Source organism: Streptomyces sp. NPDC048441, assembly GCF_043200235.1.
Taxonomy (GTDB): Bacteria; Actinomycetota; Actinomycetes; order Streptomycetales; family Streptomycetaceae; genus Streptomyces.
Genome location: NZ_JBICXM010000001.1, coordinates 387,945 through 408,084, shown reverse-complemented (window position 1 = coordinate 408,084; position 20,140 = coordinate 387,945). Strand labels below are relative to the sequence as shown.

The window sequence follows — 20,140 nt, the reverse complement described above, 5'->3', positions numbered from 1 at the left end:
TAGTCTTGCGCCTCGAAGGGAGCCCCTCATGTCCGCCGCCCCCCGCGACCCCCGTCCGCTCGTCGGTGAGCCGCTCTCCCTCGATCTGCTCAACACCCGGTGGACGGCGGACGGCGTACGCCAGGATCTGCTGACCGATGTCGAGGGGCTCGCCATCTGGCTTGCCGCCCATGGGCTCGACGGCCGTTTCGAGGCGGACGAGGCGACACTGAACCATGCGCTGCGGGCACGCGACGCGCTCGCCTCCGCCGTGGAGAACCCCGGCGACCCCGCCGCCACCGCCCGCGTCGACAAGGTCCTCGGGCATGGACGCATCCGGGCGACCCTGACCGCGCAAGGGCCGGGCGAGGAACCCGAGTTCAAGGATGCCACGTGGGGCGCCGCGTGGCTGGCGGCGCGGGACTATCTGACCCTCCTCGGCACCGCGCCGGACCGGATCCGCCCCTGCGCGCACGAGGCGTGCACCCTGCACTTCTTCGACACCTCGCGGAACGGCACGCGACGGTGGTGCTCCATGGCCGCGTGCGGCAACCGGGCCAAGGCGTCGCGGCATTACGCGCGGGCACGCGAGGCGTAGGCCTACAGCGCGAGGCGTAGACCTACAGCGCGAGGCGTAGACCTACAGCGCGAGGCGTAGAGGCAAGAACCCCCACGCCCTCCCCCGCCACCTCCAGTCACCCCCAGCCACCCCCCAGCCATCCCAATCATCCGCTATGTCCCGGATGGCGCATGGCGGAATTACGCCACGCTCTGATCGTGTCCGGACAACTCTCCCCAAACAGCAGTCACTTACGTAAAGCTAAGCGGTCATCCGGCTCCGGATTCCGGACCTTTTCGACCTTTACGTACAGGGATGCTGATGCACAGATCCAGTGCTAGACGCACGGCCCGTCTCGCGATAGCCGTCGGCCTGACCGCCGCGCTCTCCGCCGTCGGGCCCATACCCATGGCCCTCGCGGCCGATGGTGACAACCCGGGGGCCCAGACCCCCAAGTCCGCCGACGACAAGCTCGGTTCCGCCGACGCCGACCTCCTCGCCGACGCGAAGGCGGACGGCGAGAAGACCGTCACGATGATGGTCGCCACCGCCCCCGGCGCCACCGAGCAGGTCGCCGACCGGCTCGACGCCGTCAAGGGCGGTTCGGTCGGCCGGACGTACGACAAGCTGGGCTACGTACGCGCCACCGTGCCCACCGCGAAGGCCGAAGCCGCCATCGAGGCCGCGGGGAAGCTGCCGTCCGTGCACGGCATAGACCTGCGGCACGAGATCAAGCTGGACGACCCGACGCCCGCCGCCGACCGGGCCAAGGGCGCGAAGACCGCGGCCGAGGGGTCGTACGCCGGACCCGGCAAGAACACCCCGGCGAAGAACCCGTACAACCCGTCCTTCGAGACGGGCGCGGTCGACTTCGTGAAGAAGAACCCGAAGGCGGACGGCCGAGGCACCACCATCGGCATCCTCGACTCCGGTATCGACCTGGGTCACCCCGCGCTCCAGAAGACCTCCACGGGCGAGCGGAAGATCACCGACTGGGTGACCGCGACCGACCCGATCGTGGACGCGGACGGCACTTGGCGGCGGATGACCAACCCCGTCACCGGACCCGTCTTCACCTGGGACAGCGAGACGTGGAAGGCCCCGGCGGGCTCCTTCCAGGTCAACCGCTTCCGCGAGTCGGCCACCACCGGCGGCGACGCCAAGGGCGACATCAACCGGGACGGCGACACCACCGACAGCTGGGGCGTCCTCTACGACCCGGCGGCCGGAACGGTCCGTGTCGACCTGAACAACAACAAGGACTTCACCGACGACGAGACGCTGAAGCCCTACAAGGACGACCACCAGGTCGCCTACTTCGGCAAGGACGACCCGGCGACCGACGTCGCCGAGCGCGTGCCGTTCGTCGTCGAGATCCGCAAGGACGTGCCGACCGATCCGTACGGCGGCGACTGGGTCGGCAAGAAGGCCGACTTCGTCAACATCGGCGTCATCGAGTCCGAGCACGGCACGCACGTCGCGGGCATCACCGCGGCCAACGGCCTGTTCGGCGGCAAGATGAACGGCGCGGCGCCCGGCGCCAAGCTGGTTTCGTCGCGCGCCTGCACCTGGTCGGGTGGCTGCACGAACGTCGCGCTCACCGAGGGCATGATCGACCTCGTGACGAAGCGCGGCGTCGACATCGTGAACATGTCGATCGGCGGCCTCCCGGCGCTGAACGACGGCAACAACGCGCGCGCCCTGCTCTATAAGCGCCTCATCGACGAGTACGGCGTGCAGCTGGTGATCTCCGCGGGCAACAGCGGCCCCGGCGCGAACACCATCGGCGACCCCGGCCTCGCCGACAAGGTCATCTCGGTCGGCGCCGCCATCTCCAAGGAGACATGGGCCGCCAACTACGGCTCGGCCGTGGAGAAGTCGTACGCGATGATGAACTTCTCCTCGCGCGGTCCGCGTGAGGACGGCGGCTTCGCGCCGATCATCTCCGCACCGGGCTCGGCCATCAACACCACGCAGACCTGGCTGCCGGGCTCCCCGGTAGCCGAGGCGGGCTACAAGCTCCCGGCCGGTTACTCGATGCTGCAGGGCACGTCGATGGCGTCCCCGCAGGCGGCAGGCGCCTCGGCGCTGCTCATCTCCGCCGCCAAGCAGAAGCACATCGACCTCACCCCCGCGAAGCTGCGCACCGCGCTCACGTCGACCGCGGACCACATCCGCGGCGAGCAGGCGTACGCGCAGGGCACGGGCCTGATCGACATCGTCGGCGCCTGGGGTGCCATCAAGTCGGGTGCGAGCGCGCACAGTTACTCAGTGAAGGCGCCGGTCGACACCGCGCTCGAGCAGGAGCTGAAGAATCCCGGGACCGGCATCTACGACCGCGAGGGCGGCCTGAAGACCGGCCAGAAGCGGACGTACGAGGTCACCGTCACGCGTACGTCGGGTCCCGACCGGGCCGTGCGCCACGAGCTCGGCCTGAAGAACAACCACGACGGCACCTTCCGTCTGCTGGGCGACGACGAGATCTCGCTGGGCCTGAACAAGCCGGTGACGGTCAAGGTGCAGGCGAAGGCCGGCTCGGCCGGTCTGCACAGCGCGATCCTCACGGTGGACGACGAGCGCACCGAGGGCATCGACCAGCAGATCATGTCGACGGTCGTCGTCTCGACGCCGCTCGCCAAGCCCGCGTACACGTTCTCGGCGACCGGTTCGGTGCAGCGCAACAGCACCAAGTCGTACTTCGTGACGGTCCCGGAGGGCGCCAAGTCGCTCGAGGTGGCGCTCGGGGGCCTGAAGGGCAAGAGCCAGACGCGGTTCATCGCGGTGCACCCGTACGGCGTGCCCCTCGACGAGACGTCGTCGCTCGTCTGCTACCCGAACTACGACAACCCCGCCAACACCTGCCGCCCCGACCTGCGTTCGTACGCGGACCCGCAGCCGGGCGTCTGGGAGGTCGAGGTCGAGTCGCGCAGGACGTCACCGCTCCTGGACAACCCGTACAAGCTGGATGTCTCCACTCTGGGTGTCGCCTTCGACCCCGCGGTGCAGAAGGTCCCGGAGGCGAAGGTCGGCACTCCGGCTCCCGTCTCCTGGAAGGTCACGAACAACTTCGCCGCGGTGGACGGCAAGTTGAAGGGCGGCTCGCTCGGCTCGGCGAAGGCGGCACGACCGTCGATCAAGCAGGGCGAGACGCAGACGACGACCGTGGTCGTGCCGGCGGGTGCGGAGCGACTCGACGTCGCGATCGGTTCGACGTCGGACGTAGCGGCCGACCTGGATCTGTCGGTCCTGAAGGACGGGGCGGTCGTGGGGTCGTCGGCGGAGGGTGACTCGGAGGAGTCGGTCAGCCTCACGAAGCCTGCGGCGGGGACGTACGAGATCGAGGTGGCGGGCTACTCCGTGCCTGCCGGCTCGACCGAGTACGACTACCGCGACGTCTTCTTCTCCGGCGCCCTCGGCTCGGTGAAGGTCGACGAATCGGCACCGGTGAAGCTGGCCAACGGGGCGTCGGCCCAGGTCTCCGCCGAAGTCGCGGCTGACGCGGCTGCGGCTGACGGGCGTCAGCTGTTCGGTGAGGTGTCCCTGCTGAACGGGCGGGGCACGGTTGCCGGGGCCGGCAGTGTGATCATCGAGAAGGTGACGGGGCCGTAGGGCTCCGCTGGGTTCGTCCTCGAACGCCGGCCGGGCTGATCTTTCAGCCCGGCCGGCGTTCGAGGCCATCTTGTTCGGGGGGGAGGGCTGGGGGGGGCCTCTCACGGCCTGCCCTCAGCCCTTCATCACCACTTCCTCCTCAGCACTTCATCCCCACTTCCTCCTCAGCACTTCATCCCCTTCCCCCGGCGCAGCTCCCCTTCGACCCACGCACGGTCCCTGGCCAGGCTCTTCTCGCCCCTGGACCAGACATCCGGCGACACCTCCCCCTTCGGGATACCGATCAGGGTCCGGTCGCCGGGGCGGAGCCGCGGGTCCACGTCCACGGCCATCACGAACGTGACCTGCTTCGCCCCCTGGCCCGGTTTGTAGTTCGGTTTGTAGTAGCGGCTCACGTCCAGGACGATCCGGTCCTGGACGCCGCCGGGGACCGGCTCGACCCGGTTCACCGTGCCTTCGACGATGAGCCGGGCGCAGGCCCCGTACGCCCCGGGCAGCTGGTCCGCACCGGCCCCGGCATCCGGCGCCGCCCCCTTCGCCGCATCGGAGTCGGCGCTGCTCCGGGTGACCCCGCCCCCGCTCTCCATCGCGAGCCAGGCGACCCCGCCCACCAGCGAGGCGGCCACGGTGGCCGCGGCCACCCCGAGCGCCAGCGTGCGGCGCCGCCGCCGGACCCCGGCAGGGCGTACGGCGACCAGCCGTTCCGGCTCCGGCTCCGGAGCCGTGAGCGCGCGGCCCACCACCCCGAGGTGCTCCTGAAGAAGCGCGACATCCGCCACCGCCCGCGCGTGCTCGGCCAGGAGCTCCGGGTCCCGCCGGGCGGCCTCCGGCACAGGCTCATCCGTGAGCGCGAGCATCAAGGCGTCGTACTGATCCTTGGCCCCCTCGCCCTTGGCTCCTTCGCCCTTGGCCCCTTCGCCCTTGGCCCCCTCGTCCTTGCTCACCGTCACACCACCTCGCCCTCGTGCAGCCGCGTCCGCAGCACCCGTACCGCCGTATGCAGCCTGCTCTTGACCGTGCCCTCCGGGATGCCCAGCTCGTCGGCGATCGCCCGGACCGGCAGATCGGCGTAGAAGCGCAGGACGACGACCTGCCGCTGGGTGTCGGGCAGCGCGTCGAGGCCCTGGGTCACGGCCATCGAGAGCGCCCGCGACTCCGCCCCGTCCTCGTCCGTCGCCTCCCGCCACAGCACGGCGAGCCGCTCCCCGAGCCGCTCCTGTCTGCGGCGCGCCCGGTGCCAGTCCATGGCGAGGTTGGAGGCGACGACCGCCGCCCACGCGGACACGTCACGTGGCGCATCGCGCCCGTCAGCCGCCCGCTCCAGAAGCTTGAGCCTGACCTGCTGGACGCCGTCGGGCAGATCGGCGTGCGGCACTCCGCCGAGCGCGAGCACGGCCCGCACCCGGTCCTCCTGGGCCGCGTCGAGCGGATCGGCCTTCTCCGGCCGGCCCCGTCGCGTCATTCCGCGCAGCAAGACACCCCTCCCGTCCCCACGTTTCCCCTAGGACGCGGGGACGGCCCGAAACGTTCGGCTCAGGGCCACGGGAATGTGACATCCCGAACTTCGGACAATGGATTGGACAAGGCGCCGGTGGACAGACGCATCATGGAACCGGCGCAGGCCAAAGCCTGTGCCCTTGCACATACGGAGGAAGAACCTGTGAAGGTCGGAATCGTCGGAGCCACCGGTCAGGTCGGCAAGGTCATGCGCAAGATCCTCGTCGAGCGGGCCTTCCCCATCGACGAGCTGCGCCTGTTCGCATCGGCCCGCTCGGCCGGCACGGTCGTCGACGGCGTGACGGTCGAGGAGGCCGCCACGGCCGACTACACCGGCCTTGACATCGTCCTGTTCTCGGCGGGCGGCTCGACCTCGAAGGCGCTGGCCGAGAAGGTCGCGTCGCAGGGCGCCGTAGTGATCGACAACTCCTCGGCCTGGCGCATGGACCCCGAGGTCCCCCTGGTCGTCTCCGAGGTCAACCCGCACGCGATCGCGGACCGCCCCAAGGGCATCATCGCCAACCCGAACTGCACGACGATGGCCGCGATGCCGGTCCTGAAGCCGCTGCACCTGGAGGCCGGGCTCACCGCGCTCGTCGTGGCGACGTACCAGGCCGTGTCCGGCTCGGGCCTCGCCGGTGTCGACGAGCTGTTCGAGCAGGTCAAGAAGGTCGGCGACGACGCGCCGCAGCTGACGCACGACGGCTCGGCCACCGAGTTCCCGGCGCCGAACAAGTACGTCGCGCCGATCGCGTACAACGTCCTGCCGATGGCCGGTTCCATCGTCGACGACGGTCTGAACGAGACCGACGAGGAGCAGAAGCTCCGCAACGAATCGCGCAAGATCCTGGAGATCCCTGCGCTCAAGGTATCCGGCACCTGCGTGCGCGTGCCGGTCTTCACCGGGCACTCGCTCCAGGTCAACGCCCGCTTCGAGCGTCCGCTGAGCGCCGAGCGCGCCACCGAGATCCTCGCGTCGGCCGAGGGCGTCGTCCTCACGGACGTCCCGACCCCGCTGGTCGCCGCGGGCAAGGACGACGCCTTCGTGGGCCGCATCCGCACCGACGAGACGGCGGAGAACGCCCTGGCCTTCTTCATCTCCGACGACAACCTCCGCAAGGGTGCCGCCCTGAACGCGGTGCAGATCGCGGAGCTGGTGGCGGCCGAGCTCAAGGGCTGAGGTCGCGGCCCTTTCGCGTATGTACGTCGATGGGGGCGGGCACCGTTGTTCGGTGGCCGCCCCCATCGCTATGCGGTGGCCGCCCCCTTCGCGTACCCCACGACGGGCAGGGCTAGCGCCGCGAGCCCGCCCCCCAGCCACAGCACATCCGTCGTCCCGAAGCCGTCAGCGACCAGACCACCGGTCAGCGCGCCCAGGGCGATCGCCGCGTTGAACACTCCGGCGAAGAGCGCCGACGCCGCCTCGCGGGCGTGGGGCGCGGCGGCGAGTATCCAGTGCTGGGTGGAGACGGAGACCCCGCCGTAGGCCAGGCCCCACGCGATGAGCAGCGCCACGGACGCGAGGAGTGAGCCGCCCGCGGGTCCGAGCAGCAGGACCACGACGGCAAGACCGGCGGCGATGACGAGCAGCGCCCTGCGCGGGTCGCGGGCCGCGTAAGCGCCGCCCGCGAAATTGCCGACGATGCCCGCGATCCCGTAGGCGAGAAGCAGCCCGCTGACAAGACCGGCGCCGAGGTCGGGCACCCGCTCCAGGACGGGGCGTACGTAGGTGTACGCGGCGAAGTGCCCGGTCACCAGGAGCAGCACCACCAGGAGCCCCGCCCGCAGCCGCGCGTTCCGCAGCAGCCCCGGGAACGTGCCGAGCCGTATCGCCGCAGGCGCGGGCAGCGCGGGAAGCACCGCGGCGAGGAGCCCGGCGACCGCCAGCGCGAACACCCCCATCACGGCGAACGCCCAGCGCCAGCCCGCGAGTTCGCCGAGGAACGTTCCTGCGGGGACGCCGAGCACGGAAGCCACCGCGATCCCGCTGAAGATCACCGTGGTGGCCCGCCCCGCGGACTCCTCGCGCACCAGGCGCACGCCGAGTCCGGCCGCGATCGCCCACACGCCCCCGATGCAGACCCCCACCAGAACCCGCGCGGCGAGCAGTACGCCGAAGGCGGGCGCGAGCGCGGAGAGGAGGTTGGCGGCCGCGAGCAGGGTCATGAGCGCCGCAAGGACCGCCCGCCGGTCGGCACGGCGCACGGCCACCGGAAGCAGCAGGGCGGCGAGCGCCGCGACCACGCCGGGGAGCGTGACGGCCAGGCCCGCGGTCCCGTCGGAGACGCCGAGTCCTGAGGAGAGGGAGGTGAGGAGGCCGACCGGCAGCATCTCCGTGGTGACGACGGAGAAGGTGGCGGCGGCGACGGCTAGGACGGACGGGGGCAGATGGAGGGGCAGGGAACGCTGCGGCCCGGTCGGTTCGGTGACGGCGTCCTGAGTGGCTTTCATGAGGTCAAGCCTTCGTCGGACGCCCTGCCGGGAACAACGGCGAAGATCTCATCCTTGAATGAGCGAGGCTCATGGATGAGGGGGTTGCCGGTGCTCGAGATACGGGAGCTCGAGTGCTTCATCGCACTCGCCGACGAGCTGCACTTCGGCCGTGCGGGCGAGCGGCTCTACGTCTCGCAGAGCCGCGTCAGTCAGCTCCTTCGGGACCTGGAGCGGCGGATCGGTACGCGGCTCGTGGAGCGGTCGAGCCGACGGGTGCGGCTGACTCCGGCGGGTGAGCGGTTCCTCGCTGAACTGCGCCCGGCGTACGTGACGTTGAGTGCCACGGTGGACACGGCGCGGGAGTCTGCGCGCGGTGTCACGGGGCGGCTGCGGATCGGCTTCCAGGGGACGGCGGACGCGCGTCTGATGGGCGCGATCGCCGACTTCCAGGAGCGGCATCCGGCCTGTGTGACGGAGATCGTGGAGGTGCCCTTCTCGGATCCCTTCGGGGCGGTGCGGCACGGGGACGTGGACACGGCGATCGTGCTGCTGCCGGTCGATGAACCGGATCTGGTGCTCGGCCCGGTCTTCTCCCGAGAGAAGCAGACGGTCGCGGTGTCGGTACGCCATCCCTTCGCGAGCCGCGCCACCCTGCACGCGACGGAGCTGACGCGGACGCCGCTGATCTCGGCGACGGCTCCGGCACCCGCCTACTGGCGCACCGCACACGCTCCGCCGGGCGTGCCCGCGCCCGAGGTGCGGACCCTCCAGGAAGGGCTGACGCTGGTCGCGGCCGAGCGGGGGGCGATGCTGCTGTGCCGTCCCACGGCGGAGTATCACGGGCGGCGCGATGTCACGTTCGTACCGGTGGAGGGATTGCCCGACTCGGTGCTCGGGATGGTGTGGCGCGAGCACGGGGAGACGGAGCGGGTACGGGAGTTCGCGCGGGCGGTGGCCGCTGAGCGCTGAGCGCTTCAGGGACGGCGGACCTCGAAGTGGAAGCAGCCGTACTCGACGGCCCTGACGTGCACGAGGGCGACCTCCGGATCGGCGAAGGCCTCCGCGAAGGCGGCGTCGAAGCCTTCGCTTGGCGCGTCCGGGATCTCGAACAGACGGCCGCCGACGATGTGCCCGTCGGCGTTGTAGCGGCGGAGCGTGCGCAGGGCGCCGGGTCGGGCGAAGGGGTACTCACCGTCGCTCGGCGCCGTGCCCTCGCAGTCCTCGGCGTGGATGAAGACGGGCCCCTGCTCGTCGTAGGCACCGGGGGTGGCACCGGTCTGAGCGGCCCAGCGGCGGAGGGGGGCGTACGAGACGAGGGCGACGTGTTCGCCGGGGGCGATGGGGCGGAGGCAGCAGCGGAGGGGGTCGCCGCCTGCCGTGTCCACGTAGGGCGCGCAGGGGCGGGCCGCGTCGTCGGTGATGCGGAGTTGGTTGAGGGCGGTGGGGTGGATGGGGCGGGGCGCGTAGGTCGTGGTTGTGGTGGTGGTTGCGTTCATGTGCCGAGCCTCGCGCATGCGGGTGGGTGGGGGCTGGCGGGTTTCAGACGTTGCTTTTCCCCGATCCCGCCCCTTCCCGATGTTCGTAAGTAGGTGTTCTGTCCCACCCGGCATCTGACCGGGCGGGACGTCTTCTTTGCTGTGACTGTGACTACGGGGTGGGGATCTCGTCGTCGGGGGTTGGTCCGGCTCCGAGCTTAGGGGCGCAGTTAGGGCAGGCGTACAGGGTGGTTCCGGGGCCGCTCGTGCTCTGTATCCAGCGGACTGCCACCGGGGCGGTGGTGAGTTCGTGGCACTCGACGCATAGGGCGACGTGACCCGCGAGGACTACGGGGAACAGTTACGGGGTTGCACGGAACACGGTCCGGTCAGCGATTTCAGTACTCCGGGAAAACGGACTCGTCTACACCGTGCCGAACCGGGGCACCTACGTTCGAGACCGCAACGCCCCGGACGGCAAGTAGCCCCGCCCGACGAGTCTGTTTCGCCGCCGTCGGACGGGGCTGCAAATGAGGCTTCGGCGTCACCGGATCCGAAGCGGATTCCTACACCGCGCAGGGTGGTAGCCCAGCGAGAGGGCTTGAGGTCAGAAGGCCTCAGCGGGGAGTTTGGGAGGATCGTCGTCGTTCGTGTGAGCGAGCCGTGTCAGGGGCAGAGCTTCGAGCAGCGTGTTCGCGGCGGCGACCCGGAGAACGCCGACTTCCACGTACGCGCGCCCATTGCCGGTGACCAGGCCACGAACCCGTGACGCGTCGTCTTCGGAGAGCCCGGCACGGACAAGGGCGGCTCGTAGGAGCCCCGCAATGTGGTCAGCTTCTGTACGCGCGCTCTTGTACTGATCCATGGGAATCATGTGCGCCGCCACTTTCCGTGCGGATGGTTCTGGATCTCGACGTTCACGTCCGAGACCTTGGACATGTTGCCCGTGGTTCGTGCCTCACTGCGCTCTGCACACAGTGCCCCGCATACGTCGCAGCCGGGAATCGGGTGAGGGTCACCTTCGAGTCTCAAGGGCAGTTCTACGGGCGGATTGGGATACGTCATCGGGTTGGTCATGGGTGGACCCCTCGCATCGTCCTGAGGGTGACAACGCTAGGAACCTGGCTGCCGCAACTACCAGTTGATTGCACGTGATTGCAGGGCAATCACTCAAGCGAGTTGATCGACGCGCTGATCAGTGCGCGAGCCTTCGCGCCGTAGACCGCCAGGTCGGCCAGCATGCTGAACGTGTCGGCATAGGCGCCTACTTCGGTGGGCTGCGTCAGTGTGAGATAGCCCGAGATGAGTTCGACGTTGACCTGCGCCCTGTCGTAGATCCAGAAGCCCTCAACCGGCATCCGTGATCGGTTGAGGCGACTGGCTACCACACCCAAGCTGACATTGGGAAGCGAGCCGATCGTGAGTAGGTGCTCAAGCTGTTCAACCTGCGTGTCTGACTCCCCGAGCCCGTTCCGCAGCACTGATTCTTCAATCAGGAATGCGAAGCGCCGGTCCCCCTCGTAGAGAACGCGCTGACGTTCCATGCGCACTGCCACGGCGTCGGCCACGTCATCGACTGTGACCCGCCTGCGCTGGACCGCGCGCAACACATCCTCGGTGTACCCATGGGTCTGGAGCAGGCCAGGTACCAACCATGAGGAGTAGGCGCGGAACCAGTGAGTGCGTTCGAAGAGAGGCAGAACGGCTTCCTGCGCCCGTCTCAGCCCTGAGCGCTCCATGCGGCGCCATTCCACCCACATGCCTTCAACGGCTCGCAGCGAAGCTACGAGGTCTTCTGTCTGGTCGTCAGCGCCACACGCGCGGCACCAGGCACGAATGTCGTCAGCGCTCGGCTGGGTCTTCGCTGTGGAGATGCGGGAGACTTTGGACGGGTGCCATCCACACAGTGCGGCTATGTCCTTGCCTTCCAGCCCAGCGTCCTTCACCAACTCCCGTAGACGACCGGCGAGGAGTCGCCGGGCTTGCTGAACGCTCGATGATCCTGAAGCGGGCATGATCGGTCAGGTCAGCTTGTAGTCCTCGTGCGGCGTGGCTCGTTCCCATACCGCCTCAAAGGCCGAGCTGACCAACTCCACAACGGCAGGCTGCGTGCACCACTCCCTGTCCACAACTTCACCGTCCCCAGAGAAGTAGGTGAACAACACTGACGAGTTGTCGAACATCCAAAGGTCGGTACCCGGGAGGGCGATGTCAGCCGCCTTGCGGCGCGGCAGCCAACGCACCAGTTCCCCCGCCGCCTCGTTGGCGAACGTCAGGTCATGCTCGTACCGGATGTACTCGGTGACCGGCTCCGAGATGATCCGAGCCCGGCGCATCTCAACTCCGCGTGCCGTCATCTCGCCCACCAGGTCCCGCCAGGACTCCCACCACGCGGGGAGCTTCGCAGGATCGTTGCCGTACCGGTGGCCGGCGCGCCAGCGGGCGAACTCTGGGTCATCCGGGGTGTAGCTGTCGCGCATTTCCAGATGCACGGCGGAACGCTGCGTCTTTGCCAGTCCCTCACGTACGGGGTACTTCACCGTTGTCGCCTTCCGGTTGCGGGATGTACTTCAGCATGACTGCCGGAAGCCTGACGATCGTCTCGTGGTCCGGAACGCCTGTGGAGTGACCGGGGATGGAGCCGATCTCCTGGCATGCCTTTACGTCTTCTTCCGTGGCCTTGTAGGACTGGATCAACAGGTCTCCCGTGAGCTCGTCCAACCAGATGGTCGGCGAGTCGTCCACGGGCGTGTTCGGGATGATTCCGAGGAAACGTAGCTTCATGACTTCTCCCTCTGTCGATCCGATTGCGCTCGATTGCACGACCATCACTCTCACGGCGGGCAGCGTCAAGAGGGCATACCTGTAGGGCACTTGAGGAAGTAGACCTACACGACGAAACCCCCGCACCCACCGCCCTCACGGGGTGGCGAGCGCGAGGGCTCTGTGGCTGCAGATCAGTCCCACACATCCGAGTCGTCATCATCCAACTCCGGCGCGGCGATGCCGGTTCGTGCAACTTCCCTGCACCGGTGGTGGCTTCGTACGAGCAGGCCACCGCGAGGACGTAGCCGGTGCCGCGTTCCTCCAGTGCGGTTCGCAGCTTGGGGTTGCCGCCGTAGACCTCGTCGCCAGCAACTCATGCGGCCTGGTGGCCGGTGTCCAGGAACCGGGCAACCATACGAGTGGCCAGTTCCGGCTTGGTGGAGAAGGTGGTTTTCTCGGTAAGGTCCGCGGCGCGGCAGCGGTCGGGGTCGGAGGTCCAGGAGCGCGGCACGTAGAGTTCCCGGTCCACTGCGGCGTGGCCATGCTGACCTGCGTAGACCAGGTAGACGGCGACTTGGGCGTTTTCGATCCGGCCGGCGGTGCCGGTGTACTGGCGCTGGACGCCGACCGTGTCCATGCCCTTCTTCACATCGCCGGTCTCGTCGACGACCAGCACCGCTTGATCGTCGTGCAGGTGCTCCACCACGTAGCTGCGTACGTCGTCGCGGACCTGATCGGCATCCCGCTTGGCCCTGCCCGGCAGGTGCTGCATGCCGTCCGGGGTCGTGTCGCCGGCCCACTCGGCGATGGTCCAGCAGTTCTTGCCCGGCAGGTCGGACAGAAGTCCAAGCACCAACTTCCGCATCCGGCACCGGGGTTCGACCCGGGCGAACCGACTCGCGACCCGGCCCATGAGGCAGAGGCAGGAGTTCTTTCACAGGCCCAACTGGTTGCGCATCGCGTCGGTGTCGAGCAGGGCCCAGTGCTCGACGATTCGGCCTTTGCGGACGCGGACCATGTCCATGCCGAGGACCTCGTAGCGTCGGCCGGAGTCCGTGCGGGTGCCCCGCATGGTGTACCGGTTGACGGAGGTGTCGCCGGAGACGACGTTCTGTTCGATCGTCACCGAGACGTCGTGGAACGCGCTGCCCGCGCTCATCCGCTCCCACTTCTGTCGCCAGGCTTCACGTCCCCGGTGATCGCCTTGGGTGCCGCCCCGGTGGTCGACGACCTCAGGGTCGATCAGTTTCAGGGCGTCCTCGATGCGGCCTTCCAGGATCTGCACGTAGCTCTCGACGATGCGCCGGTGAGTCTCTCCCGGTCCTGGGTGCGCGGTGTCTGCTGCTCCATGCGGCATGCGGCATCTCCTCTGGTGGGATACGTGAGGCGACAAGTGGGGAACTCCCCGCTTGCCGGGTTCGGGTACCGTAACCGGGGAATTCCCCGATTAGCAAGGAGGGTCATGCCATCGCAGAGCGCCGGACCTGCGCCGCGTTCGGAACCCCAGCGTCATCGTCGGGCGGACGCTCAGCGCAACTACGACCTGCTCGTGGCCGCGGCCAGGGACGTCTTCCACGACCACGGCGTCGACGCCCCGCTTGACGACATCGCCCGCCGGGCCGGTGTCGGCAACGCCACGATGTATCGGCACTTCCCGACGCGCCGCGAACTGATCATCGCCGTCTACTCCGAGGAAGTGGCCGAGCTCTGCACCCGGAGCCAGTCCCTACTGGCCGAGGATCCTCCCGGCGACGCCCTTTTCGACTGGCTTCAGGATTTCATTGCACACGTGGCAGCCAAGCGGGAACTGGCGCTGTCGATCACCGATGACCGCACCGGTCAGCGATCGGCACTGCTCGACCGCTGGCACCACTCGATGCACACAGCCGCGTCCGCGCTGCTGACCCGGGCGCAAAGCGCCGGTACCGTCCGTGCCGACCTCAACGCATCGGAACTACTCGCCCTGGCCAACGGGATCGCCCTGACCACCACCGACGCCACTCAAGCAGAGCGACTCATCGTCCTGGTCAGACGGGGCACGGACACTCCCTCGACACCGGACGACAGCATCCGCTGAAAACACCAAGCGCGACGCCGACTTCCGCTGCGTCCTCGAAACACGCGCTCTGAACCGCTCCTGCGAACCACTCGGGCACGAAGATCACGAAGATCGTGATCTACGACTGGAGTACTGGAAGATCTAGGCTGTAGCCGCGGCATACTCCGCCTCTGGGCCGTGGTCGTTGCCACCACCAAGGATGTAGTTACTGCCCCAGGCGCCGAGCGAGGCGAGGGCCTCGTTGAGGTGGATGCCCGTGCCGGTGAGTGAGTACTCGACGCGCGGCGGCACTTCGTCGTATGCGACGCGCCGTACGATGCCGTCCTCCTCCAGCTCTCGCAGGTGGGAGGCGAGGACCTTGACGGTGATCTCCGGTATCTGTCGTCGCAGCTCCCCGAACCTGATGTCGGGGTACTCGGCGAGTGCCCAGATCAGCAGCACCTTCCACTTGCCGCCGATCACACCGAGCGCCGCGTCGACCCCGCAGTGGTAGCGCCCCGGCCGCATCCGTTCGCTTGCCATGGTCCCCACACCCTCCTCGTACGGAAAATCCAGCACTTGCAACACCGCGACGACCTGGAAGCTTCCCTCCAGGTAACCAGTGTCTTCACAGTGCCTACTTGTGGGTCAGGCCTCGTCGGGTGAGGGTTGCCGACATGACAGAGAACCTGATCGACAAGTCCCTGACCAGCAAGAACAACACCGAGGCGAAGGGCGGAGCGGACCGGAAGGTCACGCTCCTCGGGCTCGGTGCGATGGGCAGCGCATTCGCCCGCGCATGGCTCTCCGCCGGCTACGAAGTGACGGTGTGGAACCGCACGCCGGCCCGCGCCACCGCCCTCACAAAGGAAGGGGCGAGGGTCACGTCGAGTGTCACCGAAGCCGTCGCGGCCGGCCCGCTGGTCGTGACGGTCCTGCTCGACGATGCCTCGGTCTCCTCGGCGCTCGACGGCGTCGATCTGACGGGCAAGGACCTGGTCGACCTGACCACCGGCACCCCCGAGTCGGCGCGCGCCCGCGCGGTATGGGCGGCCGAGCGGGGAGTGCGCTTCGTGGACGGCGGCATCATGGCCGTCCCGCCGATGGTCGGCATTCCGGAGGCGGGCGGCTACGTCTTCTACAGCGGGTCGCGCGAGCTGTTCGACGCCCATCGAGACACCCTCGCCGTCCCGCTCGGCACCAACTTCGTCGGTTCGGACGCCGGTTTCGCCGCCCTGCACGACATCGCTCTGCTGAGCGGCATGTACGGCATGTTCGCCGGTATCACCCACGCGTTCGCCCTGATCCGTGGCGAACAGGACATCAAGCCCACCGAGTTCGCGCCGCTGCTCGCGGGCTGGCTGGGCGCGATGAGCAACATGGTGCACGACACGGCAGCTCGCCTGGAGAGCGGCGACTACACCACCGGCGTGGCCTCCAACCTGGGGATGCAGGCTGCGGGCGTCCCGACCTTCACGGGCACGGCCGAGCAGTACGGCGTGAGCAGCGAACTGCTCTCACCGGTATTCGCCTTGATGCAGCGCCACGTTGCGGCAGGCGGCGGCGCGATGGACACCGCGGCCCTCATCGATGCCCTGCGTGGTTGAAGGCACGACGGGGCTGCCGCGTGGCTCCTCGTCCGCTCGACTTCGTTCCTCCTCTTGTAGAGGGTCGTGTCGAAGCCGGTGGGCCGGCCGCAGGTGAGGCCGTCCCGGGAGCGTGCCGCTCACATCCCTCGCATCCGCCGATACCCCTCCCCCAGCCCCGCAAGCTCCTCCCCCGTCAACACGTCCTCCACCCGGGCGAACCCCTCCGGCGCCCGCTCGGCGACAGCCCGAAGCACCGCGTCCACCGGCATCGCCCGATTGGCGAGCGCCACCGCGTTGGCGGGACCCCACCTCTCCGCCTCGTAGGCGCGAAGCCCCTTCACCCGGTCCACCCCGGCAAGGGCCATGCACCGCGCGAGCACCCTGGCGTCAAGGACCGCCTCCGAGCCCCCGCTGGACCCCACGGGGTACATCGGATGCGCCGCGTCGCCAAGCAGGGTCACGGCTCCCCTCCCCCACCACGGCAGCGGGTCCCGGTCGACCATCGGGTACTCCAGGATGCGCCCCGTCGAACTTGTCGCGGCAAGCAGCGCGGGCACGTCCAGATCGCCGATCCGCCACCCGGCGAAGTGCGGCAGGACGTCCGAGAGGCGCCCCGAACGGTTCCAGTCGACCGGCCCCGCCGCCCCGTGGTGGTGCACCGGAAACCGCACCTCCGCGACCCAGTTGAGCAGCGCACGGCCCCGCGTCTCCGCCTCCCGCGAGATCGGGTAGACGACGAGCTTCGCGCTCGCGTTGGAGCCCGCGACGGCCATCGTCCGGCCGCCGAGCACCGGCTGCCACTCGCTGACGCCCCGCCACATCCGGATGCCGTTCCACAGGGGAGGCCCCTCCCCGGGATGCAGCCGGGCCCGCACCCCCGAGTAGAGCCCGTCGGCCCCGACCAGGGCCCGCACCGGCACGGTGAACTCCCGCCCCCGCCACACGTCCCGCAGGGTCACCCGCAGCGCCCCGGAGCCCTCCCCCTCGGCTCCCTCGGCGAACCGCACGAACGCCGTGCCGGTCTGGACGGCGTTCTCGCCGAGCCGGTCGCGTACCGCGTCGAGGAGGATCAGTTGCAGCGCGCCGCGGTGCAGGGAGTACTGCGGGTAGGGGTGGCCGAGCGCGAGCCCCAGCGGCTGTCCCCAGATGTGGTTGCCGTGCCGGTCGAAGTGGTTCGCCTCGGCGGTCGGTACGGCCGTGGCGGCAAGCTCGGCACCGAGGCCGAGCTCCGTCAACTCCCTTACCGCGTGCGGGAGAAGGTTGATGCCGACCCCGACGGGCCGCAGCTCGTCCACCGCGTCGACGACCCGCACCCCGATGCCCGCCGCGTGCAGGCTGAGTGCGGTGGTGAGTCCGCCGATCCCCGCTCCAGCGACGAGTACGTCGATCATGGGGCGCACCTCGCGCCACGTAATCGCGTCAGTCTCGGTATTCGTGCGCGTCCCATGAACGCTCCCCCCGGGGCATGAGCCGACGCGCGGATGCTAGCGGCACGGCAGCCCGCCAACAATGCCGCCCGGCAGTCCATGGACCACGCCAGGACACGTCCGCGGACCCTCATGGAAGGATGGCCGGAAACGCCACAAGTCGCACCTGACGTTCCTGAGGAGATGACCGCGTGCCCGGCACCAATCTGACCCGCGAAGAGGCGCAGCAGCGGGCAAAGCTGCTCACCGTCGACTCGTACGAGATCGATCTCGACCTCTCCGGCGCGCAAGCGGGCGGCACCTACCGGTCGGTGACCACGGTGCGCTTCGAGTCCGCGGAGGCGGGCGCCGAGAGCTTCATCGACCTGGTGGCCCCCGCGGTCCACGAGGTCGTGCTGAACGGCCGTTCGCTGGACGTCGCCGCCGTCTTCCGTGACTCGCGCATCGCGCTGAGGCACCTCGAAGCGGGGCCCAATGAGTTGAAGGTCGTCGCCGACTGCGACTACACCAACACAGGTGAGGGGCTGCACCGGTTCGTCGACCCTGTCGACGAACAGGCGTACCTCTACACGCAGTTCGAGGTGCCGGACGCGCGTCGCGTCTTCGCGTCCTTCGAGCAGCCCGACCTCAAGGCGACCTTCCAGTTCACGGTGAAGGCGCCGTCCGGCTGGACAGTCATCTCGAACTCGCCGACTCCCGAGCCCAGCGGTGACGTCTGGATCTTCGAGCCGACGCCGCGCATGTCGACGTACATCACGGCGCTCATCGTCGGTCCCTATCACTCGGTCCACAGTTCGTACGAGGGTCCTGGCGGCCAGTCGGTTCCGCTCGGCATCTACTGCCGGCCCTCGCTGGCCGAGTATCTCGACTCGGACGCGATCTTCGAGGTGACTCGGCAGGGCTTCGCCTGGTTCCAGGAGAAGTTCGACTACGCGTATCCCTTCGCGAAGTACGACCAGCTCTTCGTGCCGGAGTTCAACGCGGGCGCGATGGAGAACGCGGGCGCGGTGACCATTCGCGACCAGTACGTGTTCCGTTCGAAGGTGACGGACGCGGCGTACGAGACGCGTGCGGAAACCATCCTCCACGAGCTGGCCCACATGTGGTTCGGCGACCTGGTGACGATGGAGTGGTGGAACGACCTCTGGCTGAACGAGTCGTTCGCGACGTACACATCCATCGCCTGCCAGGCGTACGCACCCGATTCGCGCTGGCCGCACTCCTGGACGACCTTCGCCAACTCCATGAAGACGTGGGCGTACCGCCAGGACCAGCTGCCGTCCACGCACCCGATCATGGCGGACATCAGCGACCTCGACGACGTCCTCGTCAACTTCGACGGCATCACGTACGCGAAGGGCGCGAGCGTCCTGAAGCAGCTCGTCGCCTACGTCGGCACGGACGAGTTCTTCCGGGGCGTGCAGGCGTACTTCAAGGCGCACGCGTTCGGGAACACGCGCCTGTCCGATCTGCTCGGCGCGCTCGAGGAGACCAGCGGGCGCGACCTCAAGACGTGGTCGAAGAAATGGCTCGAAACGGCGGGCATCAATGTCCTGCGTCCGGTGGTGGACGTGGACACCTCGGGCGTCATCACGTCCTTCGCGGTGAAGCAGGACGCTCCGGCACTGCCCGCCGGTGCCAAGGGCGAGCCGACCCTCCGCCCGCACCGGATCGCGATCGGCCTGTACGACCTCGACGCCGAGAGCGGCAAGCTGCTGCGCACGGACCGCGTGGAGCTGGACGTGGACGGCGAACTCACCGCGGTGGACGCGCTGGTGGGCCGCGCGCGTCCGGCGGTGATCCTCCTGAACGACGACGACCTGTCGTACGCGAAGGTCCGCATGGACACGGAGTCGCTCGCCTTCGTGACGGAGCACATCGGCGACTTCGAGGCCTCGCTGCCGCGGGCGCTCTCGTGGGCGTCGGCGTGGGACATGACGCGGGACGCCGAACTCCCGACACGGGAGTACCTGTCGCTCGTCCTGTCCGGCATCGGCAAGGAGTCGGACATCGGGGTCGTCCAGTCCCTGCACCGCCAGGTGAAGCTGGCCCTCGAGCTGTACGCGGCGCCCGCCGGACGCGAGGAGGCGCTCGCCCGCTGGACCGACGCGACGCTCTCGCACCTCCGCTCGGCGGAGCCGGGAAGTGACCACCAGCTGGCGTGGGCGCGGGCGTTCGCCACGACGGCGCGTACGGAGGAGCAGCTGACGCTCCTCGAGGAACTCGTGTCGGGCAAGCAGTCGGTCGAGGGCCTCGCCGTGGACACGGAGCTGCGCTGGGCCTTCGTGCACCGGCTCGCGTCGACGGGGCGGCTCGACGAGGCCGGTATCGCGGCGGAGCTGGAGCGCGACAAGACGTCCGCGGGCGAGCGCCATGCCGCTGCCGCGCGGGCGGCGCGGCCTTCGGCAGAGGCGAAGGCCGAAGCCTGGGCCTCGGTCGTGGAGTCCGACAAGCTCCCGAACTCGATCCAGGAGTCCGTCATCGGCGGCTTCGTCCAGACGGACCAGCGGGAGCTGCTCGCCCCGTACACGGAGAAGTTCTTCGCGGCGGTCAAGGGCGCGTGGGACTCGCGCTCGCACGAGATGGCGCAGCAGATCGCGGTGGGCCTCTACCCGTCGCTCCAGGTCTCGCAGGCGACCCTGGACGCCACGGACGCGTGGCTGGCCTCGGCCGACCCGTCAGCGGCGCTGCGCCGCTTGATCACGGAGTCGCGAGCGGGCATCGAGCGGGCCCTGAGGGCGCAGGCGGCGGACGTGTAGTCCGGCCCG

At 69.0% G+C, this 20,140-nt stretch carries 18 protein-coding genes and 2 pseudogenes; 8 read left to right on the top strand and 12 right to left on the bottom strand.

The genetic code is table 11. From position 1 onward, the window contains the following. The first annotated feature begins 28 nt into the window (after positions 1–28). Both ACGFSB_RS01810 and ACGFSB_RS01805 read left to right on the top strand, forming a co-directional pair. Entirely contained in the window at positions 29–577 is a 549-nt protein-coding gene (locus ACGFSB_RS01810; RefSeq protein ID WP_393392535.1) for a CGNR zinc finger domain-containing protein, read from the top strand. A gap of 282 nt (positions 578–859) precedes the next feature. Continuing rightward, positions 860–4,147: a S8 family serine peptidase gene (locus ACGFSB_RS01805; RefSeq protein ID WP_393392532.1), complete on the top strand. Its 3,288-nt coding sequence runs from the start codon at positions 860–862 to the stop codon at positions 4,145–4,147. A gap of 164 nt (positions 4,148–4,311) precedes the next feature. Here the strand turns inward: ACGFSB_RS01805 and ACGFSB_RS01800 are convergent, their stop codons facing one another. Both ACGFSB_RS01800 and ACGFSB_RS01795 read right to left on the bottom strand, forming a co-directional pair. After that, positions 4,312–5,091 carry a hypothetical protein gene (locus ACGFSB_RS01800; RefSeq protein WP_393392529.1) on the bottom strand — a complete coding sequence of 260 codons (780 nt, stop codon included), beginning with the start codon at positions 5,089–5,091 and terminating at the stop codon, positions 4,312–4,314. A 2-nt stretch (positions 5,092–5,093) separates the two neighbouring features. Continuing rightward, complete coding sequence (locus ACGFSB_RS01795) at positions 5,094–5,609, bottom strand: sigma-70 family RNA polymerase sigma factor (RefSeq protein WP_393392526.1); 516 nt, start codon at positions 5,607–5,609, stop codon at positions 5,094–5,096. A 198-nt stretch (positions 5,610–5,807) separates the two neighbouring features. On the opposite strand from ACGFSB_RS01795, the gene ACGFSB_RS01790 reads away from it, so the two are divergent. Continuing rightward, positions 5,808–6,824, top strand: coding sequence for an aspartate-semialdehyde dehydrogenase (locus tag ACGFSB_RS01790; RefSeq protein ID WP_393392524.1), 1,017 nt, complete (start codon positions 5,808–5,810; stop codon positions 6,822–6,824). A 68-nt stretch (positions 6,825–6,892) separates the two neighbouring features. Here the strand turns inward: ACGFSB_RS01790 and ACGFSB_RS01785 are convergent, their stop codons facing one another. Next, the gene (locus ACGFSB_RS01785) at positions 6,893–8,095 is read right to left on the bottom strand and encodes an MFS transporter (RefSeq protein ID WP_393392521.1); all 1,203 of its coding nucleotides are present in this window, start codon (positions 8,093–8,095) and stop codon (positions 6,893–6,895) included. A gap of 84 nt (positions 8,096–8,179) precedes the next feature. Between ACGFSB_RS01785 and ACGFSB_RS01780 the strand changes: the two genes are divergently transcribed. After that, on the top strand, positions 8,180–9,046 hold the full coding sequence (locus ACGFSB_RS01780; RefSeq protein ID WP_393393773.1) for a LysR family transcriptional regulator: 867 nt from the start codon (positions 8,180–8,182) through the stop codon (positions 9,044–9,046). A gap of 5 nt (positions 9,047–9,051) precedes the next feature. Here the strand turns inward: ACGFSB_RS01780 and ACGFSB_RS01775 are convergent, their stop codons facing one another. After that, positions 9,052–9,573, bottom strand: coding sequence for a DUF1203 domain-containing protein (locus ACGFSB_RS01775; protein WP_393392518.1), 522 nt, complete (start codon positions 9,571–9,573; stop codon positions 9,052–9,054). Positions 9,574–9,947: 374 nt separating this feature from the next. On the opposite strand from ACGFSB_RS01775, the gene ACGFSB_RS01770 reads away from it, so the two are divergent. Continuing rightward, a complete protein-coding gene (locus tag ACGFSB_RS01770; protein WP_393393771.1) occupies positions 9,948–10,037 on the top strand; it encodes a hypothetical protein in 90 nt (29 codons plus the stop codon). A 681-nt stretch (positions 10,038–10,718) separates the two neighbouring features. Here the strand turns inward: ACGFSB_RS01770 and ACGFSB_RS01765 are convergent. The 5 genes and pseudogenes from ACGFSB_RS01765 to ACGFSB_RS01745 all read right to left on the bottom strand — a co-directional run bounded on the left by ACGFSB_RS01765 (position 10,719) and on the right by ACGFSB_RS01745 (position 13,675). Next, positions 10,719–11,567: a helix-turn-helix domain-containing protein gene (locus tag ACGFSB_RS01765; protein ID WP_393392515.1), complete on the bottom strand. Its 849-nt coding sequence runs from the start codon at positions 11,565–11,567 to the stop codon at positions 10,719–10,721. 6 nt (positions 11,568–11,573) lie between these two features. Then, positions 11,574–12,092, bottom strand: coding sequence for a DUF6879 family protein (locus tag ACGFSB_RS01760; protein ID WP_393392512.1), 519 nt, complete (start codon positions 12,090–12,092; stop codon positions 11,574–11,576). Further along, complete coding sequence (locus tag ACGFSB_RS01755; protein ID WP_393392509.1) at positions 12,073–12,336, bottom strand: hypothetical protein; 264 nt, start codon at positions 12,334–12,336, stop codon at positions 12,073–12,075. Before ACGFSB_RS01755 ends, ACGFSB_RS01760 begins: the two co-directional genes overlap by 20 nt. Positions 12,337–12,570: 234 nt before the next feature. Further along, a pseudogene (locus tag ACGFSB_RS01750) lies at positions 12,571–13,231 on the bottom strand (IS701 family transposase); the annotation flags it as partial. Between the two features lie 21 nt (positions 13,232–13,252). Then, positions 13,253–13,675, bottom strand: coding sequence for an ester cyclase (locus ACGFSB_RS01745; protein ID WP_393392507.1), 423 nt, complete (start codon positions 13,673–13,675; stop codon positions 13,253–13,255). A gap of 105 nt (positions 13,676–13,780) precedes the next feature. On the opposite strand from ACGFSB_RS01745, the gene ACGFSB_RS01740 reads away from it, so the two are divergent. Next, complete coding sequence (locus tag ACGFSB_RS01740) at positions 13,781–14,395, top strand: TetR/AcrR family transcriptional regulator (RefSeq protein ID WP_393392504.1); 615 nt, start codon at positions 13,781–13,783, stop codon at positions 14,393–14,395. A 123-nt stretch (positions 14,396–14,518) separates the two neighbouring features. On the opposite strand, the gene ACGFSB_RS01735 is transcribed toward ACGFSB_RS01740, so the two are convergent. Further along, positions 14,519–14,899, bottom strand: coding sequence for a winged helix-turn-helix transcriptional regulator (locus tag ACGFSB_RS01735; protein WP_393392503.1), 381 nt, complete (start codon positions 14,897–14,899; stop codon positions 14,519–14,521). 134 nt (positions 14,900–15,033) lie between these two features. Here ACGFSB_RS01735 and ACGFSB_RS01730 point away from each other — a divergent pair, with 134 nt between their 5' ends. Further along, positions 15,034–15,963 carry an NAD(P)-dependent oxidoreductase gene (locus tag ACGFSB_RS01730; protein WP_393392500.1) on the top strand — a complete coding sequence of 310 codons (930 nt, stop codon included), beginning with the start codon at positions 15,034–15,036 and terminating at the stop codon, positions 15,961–15,963. A gap of 29 nt (positions 15,964–15,992) precedes the next feature. On the opposite strand, the pseudogene ACGFSB_RS01725 reads toward ACGFSB_RS01730, so the two are convergent. Both ACGFSB_RS01725 and ACGFSB_RS01720 read right to left on the bottom strand, forming a co-directional pair. Next, positions 15,993–16,082 (bottom strand): annotated as a pseudogene (locus tag ACGFSB_RS01725) (IS5/IS1182 family transposase); the annotation flags it as partial. After that, positions 16,083–17,336, bottom strand: coding sequence for a flavin-dependent oxidoreductase (locus ACGFSB_RS01720; protein WP_393392497.1), 1,254 nt, complete (start codon positions 17,334–17,336; stop codon positions 16,083–16,085). Between the two features lie 227 nt (positions 17,337–17,563). Between ACGFSB_RS01720 and pepN the strand changes: the two genes are divergently transcribed. After that, on the top strand, positions 17,564–20,131 hold the full coding sequence (gene pepN / locus ACGFSB_RS01715) for an aminopeptidase N (RefSeq protein ID WP_393392495.1): 2,568 nt from the start codon (positions 17,564–17,566) through the stop codon (positions 20,129–20,131). The last annotated feature ends 9 nt before the right edge of the window (positions 20,132–20,140 follow it).